The following is a 4,517-nucleotide window of genomic DNA, read 5'->3' as shown; positions in this document are numbered from 1 at the left end:
GCCTGGAGCATCAGCCGGCCCTGCTCCTGGGCCACCTTGGCACGCTTCTCCTCCAGCTCGGAGAGCTCCTCGAGCAGGTGCTCGCGGGAGCCCAGGCCGATGTTACCGGAGAGGTCCGCCTCGGCGGTCTGGGGGTGGTTGTCCACCACGTGCAGAAAGGTCAGCGGCGCCTCCAGCGCCTGGCTGGCCCAGGCGGCGTAGTCGCACACCCCTTCCGAGAACTTCGAGCCGTCGATGGCGGCCATCACCTGTTCGGTCATCGTCAATTTCCTGGCTGGCGTATGTCGTTGTCTGTCACACCGTTTCTACCCGATCGAGAGTGACTTGCATAGGACATGAATCAACATCAAGGCTCGAGCGGTAGCTCTTGTTGAGGGTCACGCAGGAGGACTGACGCAGCACCCGGCGGATCTCCTCGACCTTGGAGGCGCTGTAGGGATTCACCGACTGGAAGGCGTCGCCGAGGATGGTCTTCTTGCACGAGAAGAGCCGGCCGATCACCGCGTACTGCACCGGAGTGTAGTCCTGCATCTCGTCGATCAGCAGATGCCTGACGTCGCACCAGCACGAGCGCACACCCTCCAGGCGCATCTTCAGGTAGATCAGCGGGAAGACGTCGGCGTACTCCAGCCGCCCCCGTGAGGCGGTCTTGAACAGCTCGGGCCGACCCAGCCAGTCGTAGAACCCCTTGTAGGTCTCGCGCAGGGTCGCCTGCCGGAGCATTCGCTTGACGGCCGTCTTGAGCTGCTTGCGCTCCTCGGGCTCCAGGTCGTAGTTGTACTGGTTGCCGATCTTGCGCTCGATCTCCCAGCTGACCTGCCTGAGCCGCTCGTTGGTAGGCAGGTGACGATGCTTGCGGAACACCTCCTCGAGCAGCCAAGCGGGCACCAGGCGGCGGGCGATCCACAGGTCCTCGGCGGCGAAGCGGTTGGCCTCCACATGGCCCGCGTAGCGGTCGAGCTCGGTCAGGAACTCCGGCGAGGCCTTGTAGCGCAGCCGCGCCTTCATGGCCTCGTCGTCCTTCTCCAGCAGCGCCGCAGTCTGCTCGAAGAAGCTCTCGAAGCGGTACTGGCCATCGAGCAGTTCGTCGGCCAGTTCCTCCATGCCGATCTGGTTGACCGTCTCCTCGCCGAGCTCCGGCAGCACGTTGGCGATGTAGTCGGAGAACACCCGGTTGGGCGAGATGATCAGGATGTCCTCGGAGCTGAGGCTGTCCTTGAAGCGATAGAGCAGATAGGCGATGCGGTGCAACGCGATGGAGGTCTTGCCGGAGCCGGCGACCCCCTGGATGACCAGCACCTGGGCCTCGTCGTTGCGGATGATGGCGTTCTGGTCGCGCTGGATGGTGGCGACGATGTTCTTCATGCCCTCGTCGGAGGCGCGGTTCAGCTCTTCCTGGTCCAGGTTGGCCTCGATACGCTCCAGGGTGCGGTCGAGGTGTAGGCGCTCGGCCTCTCGCTCGAGAGTATCGGCTTTCTGATTCATCGCGTTTCGTTAATCTCTCGGGTGGTGTTGAACTCGATCTCGGGCCACGTCTCGATGATCAGCTCGAGTACCGAACGGTTGGGCGCCATGAAGGCCAGCGCCCCGGCGGCATCCGGGGGAGTTCCTGACAACACTTGGGCGGTAGTGTCGCTAATCCCAGGCGGGCTCCCTGGCCGCGGCCGACTCCTGCGCGGTGCGAATGGGATCATGCGGTCGCCAGAATACCGAGGCGATGCCCGGCCCCGCCCCCAGCAGCAGGGCGGCGTCGATCGGGTTCAGGGCCTGATCGGCCTCTAGCGTGACGCCGGTCAGCGTGCGGTGTCCGGAGACCCTCTGCCCCATGAAGAGCAGGTCGTAATCCACGCAGTCGTTCTCCTCGGGCCGATACTGCTCGACGCTGCAGTAGCCCTGCTCCAGCAGCTGCTGGACGCGTGACGATAAGGTTTGATCATGCGTACTCATGGTTCATGCCTCCTGGAAGCGCCAGGCCCTGACGCCCCTCACCAGGGCCCGATTGGTCCGGCTCAGGAAGCGCCCCCGCTCGAAGGAGGCCGAGGTCACACCGGAGCCATGCATATCCTGATAGACCACCAGCAGGGTCGAGCGAGAATCGAGTGGAAGATAGTGGTGGACGCTGATCCAGCCATCCGCGGAGGAGAGCTCACCAACGTCGGGTAGGAAGGCACCTTGGCCGCTCATGCATATCCCCTTAGAGGTGCCCGGGATCCATCGCGGATCGGGGCTTACGAGTGATGATCGGGGGCAACATCGCGTCGGGATGTCGACCAATGGGCTCGGAAGGGAGGTCGGGCGGCCTAGGGCGGACCGGGGAAGGTGTCGGTGAGTAACTGAGTCATCGGATCGCTCCTCTCACAGTTACCAGCGACCTCGGGAAAGGTATCTGGATAGACAGGTTAGTGGCCGTTCACGGTAACAAACTCACTCGGCACAGTCGATGCATTTCAGCAAGGTCGGGTCCCATTCCAGCCGCTTGACGGCGATCCATTCGCCGCACTCGATGCACTCCCCGAACTCCTCCCGGGCCAGGCGTGCCAGGGCCGCGTCGCTACGCCGGATCGCCAACTGGCGACGATCCTCCTCGGCCTTGGCCATGGCCTGCCCCTGCAGGGCATCCATGCGCGACAGCCGCCCTACGGACTGCTGGTCCAGCACCACCGTGGCGCGGCTCTCCTTGCTCTGGTAACTCTGGTCGATCAACGCCGCCTTGGTGTCCTCGAGCTGATGGGTGATCTTCTCGATATCGATCTCCGGATGATTCATCGGGTCTCCTCTCGGCACCGCAAGTGCGAAACGAGTCCGATCCCGGTGTCTCGCCTCTGCGATCAATGAAGGCCATCAGGCACCGGAAGCCAGTTCCCGAAAGGCCATGTCCGGTACCCGCGCCAGAATAGAACCATAGCGCCTGGAACCACGCCTGTGTAGTCGAGGCTCGAGGAGGCCGCGGTCATGGGATCTCCTGCGGGTTTCAAGGGCACGGGCGTGGCCGCCCGTGCCGATTCCAGACGGATTCAGAGTTCCGGGGCGTCGTAGTCGTGAGGCTCGTCGGTGTAGACGCAGACGTTGGCATGATCCACGTCGCCGTCGTCGGCCTCGACCTGGGTAGCGAAGAATTCCTTGATCTCGCGACGGTTGCAGTGCGCCTCGAAGGCCTCGCGGCTGGCCCAGATCTCGTGGAAGACGATCGGGTAGCTGGCCCCCTGGGCGTTGGGATGGTCGATTTGCCGGGTCACGGTGTACTGCAGGCAGCCGTCCTCGCGGTGGGCATTGGGCTCCAGGGCCTGCAGGGCCCTGAACACGGCCTCCTCCCGTCCGGGCTTGGGCTTGAAGTTGGCGATGCAGTAAATCTTCTTGGACATGCGGTCTCTCCGTGTCGTCCGGGGTTAGAGTCTCGCGGCGTCGCGCAGCACCGCGGCGCGGTCGGTCTTCTCCCAGGGGAAGGCGGTGAAGGTCTCGGTATGCTCCTCGCCCTGGGTGTCGGTCCAGGTATAGGAGGTCTCGAAGGGCTCGCGGATTAGCTCGATGATGCGCTCGTCGCTGACCCGGCCGGTGCCGAAGGTGTTGACCGACACCGAGGTCGGCTCGGCCACGCCGATGGCGTAGGAGACCTGGATCTCGCACTTGTCGGCCAGGCCCGCGGCGACGAGGTTCTTGGCCACGTAGCGCCCGGCGTAGGCGGCGCTGCGAGGACGAGGTCTCATCGAAGAAGGCCGAATGGGCGAAGGTGGTACTGTCCAATGGTTGATTCCTTGTCATGCCCTCCCGCAAGGAGAGGCGCTGTCATCGGGGGATCCTCATGTCAGAGTGGATGGGAGATATCGCATTTCAGGGTGGCGTGATCGTCATCTTTCTGGCTCCTCTGGGTAACGCAGTCGTCCCTCGGAAAGAAAAAAACCGGCGCACGCCAAGAACGGTGGGCCGGTTTCGGGGGAAACCTATCGCAGCAGCAGGACCGGAAGCGTCGTCCTGCGCAGCATCTCGGTGGTGGTGCTGCCTACCAGCAAATGGCGGATCCGCGAGTGGCCGTAGGCCCCCATCACCAGCAGATCGATGCCCTGCTCCTCCTGGTAGGCGCGAAGCGTCGCCTCCACCTCGCCGGCGCGGATCGCGCCCTCGGCCGCGTGGCCGGCGTCGCGCAGGGTCTTCAGCGCCCAGTCGAACTGCGAGCGGTTGTCGCCGGTCTCGGCGCCGACGATCACCACGTGCACCGGCACGCCGTCGAACAGCGGGCTACGCGCCAGCATCTCCACCCCCTTGCGGGTGGTCTTGCTGCCGTCGAAGGCGATCATCACCTTCTCCGGCCGCTTGAAGGCGTCGGGCACCATCAGGATCGGCCGGTGCAGGGTGCGCACCACGCGCTCCAGGTTGGAGCCCAGGTGGCCGCTATCCTGGTGGGCCGTCTCGCCGCGCTTGCCCACTACCAGCAGGCGGATCTCGTCGGCCAGCTCCTCCAGGGTCTCCACCAGGGTGCCGTTGCGTTGGCGGCTGCCCGGCTCGGTCACGCCATCCTCGAT

7 protein-coding genes and 1 pseudogene are annotated in these 4,517 nt (G+C 64.6%); all 8 read right to left on the bottom strand.

Going from position 1 to position 4,517, the window contains the following annotated elements:
* Nucleotides 1-260: universal stress protein (locus QWY80_RS09640; protein WP_290231009.1), on the bottom strand; the 260-nt coding region annotated here is incomplete at its 3' end.
* A 34-nt stretch (nucleotides 261-294) separates the two neighbouring features.
* A complete protein-coding gene (locus QWY80_RS09635) occupies nucleotides 295-1,485 on the bottom strand; it encodes a UvrD-helicase domain-containing protein (RefSeq protein ID WP_290230781.1) in 1,191 nt (396 codons plus the stop codon).
* A 150-nt stretch (nucleotides 1,486-1,635) separates the two neighbouring features.
* Entirely contained in the window at nucleotides 1,636-1,947 is a 312-nt protein-coding gene (locus tag QWY80_RS09630; protein WP_290230777.1) for a hypothetical protein, read from the bottom strand.
* Between the two features lie 3 nt (nucleotides 1,948-1,950).
* The gene (locus QWY80_RS09625) at nucleotides 1,951-2,184 is read right to left on the bottom strand and encodes a hypothetical protein (RefSeq protein WP_290230776.1); all 234 of its coding nucleotides are present in this window, start codon (nucleotides 2,182-2,184) and stop codon (nucleotides 1,951-1,953) included.
* Nucleotides 2,185-2,424: 240 nt separating this feature from the next.
* Nucleotides 2,425-2,766: a TraR/DksA family transcriptional regulator gene (locus tag QWY80_RS09620; protein WP_290230774.1), complete on the bottom strand. Its 342-nt coding sequence runs from the start codon at nucleotides 2,764-2,766 to the stop codon at nucleotides 2,425-2,427.
* Between the two features lie 248 nt (nucleotides 2,767-3,014).
* The gene (locus tag QWY80_RS09615) at nucleotides 3,015-3,362 is read right to left on the bottom strand and encodes a putative quinol monooxygenase (RefSeq protein ID WP_290230772.1); all 348 of its coding nucleotides are present in this window, start codon (nucleotides 3,360-3,362) and stop codon (nucleotides 3,015-3,017) included.
* A 24-nt stretch (nucleotides 3,363-3,386) separates the two neighbouring features.
* A pseudogene (locus QWY80_RS09610) lies at nucleotides 3,387-3,689 on the bottom strand (methionine adenosyltransferase domain-containing protein); the annotation flags it as partial.
* 249 nt (nucleotides 3,690-3,938) lie between these two features.
* On the bottom strand, nucleotides 3,939-4,517 hold a 579-nt coding region (locus QWY80_RS09605; RefSeq protein WP_290230769.1), incomplete at its 5' end, for a universal stress protein.

This window comes from Halomonas ramblicola (genome assembly GCF_030409215.1).
GTDB classification, from domain to species: domain Bacteria; phylum Pseudomonadota; class Gammaproteobacteria; order Pseudomonadales; family Halomonadaceae; genus Halomonas; species Halomonas ramblicola.
This window is presented reverse-complemented; position numbering and strand designations above follow the sequence as displayed.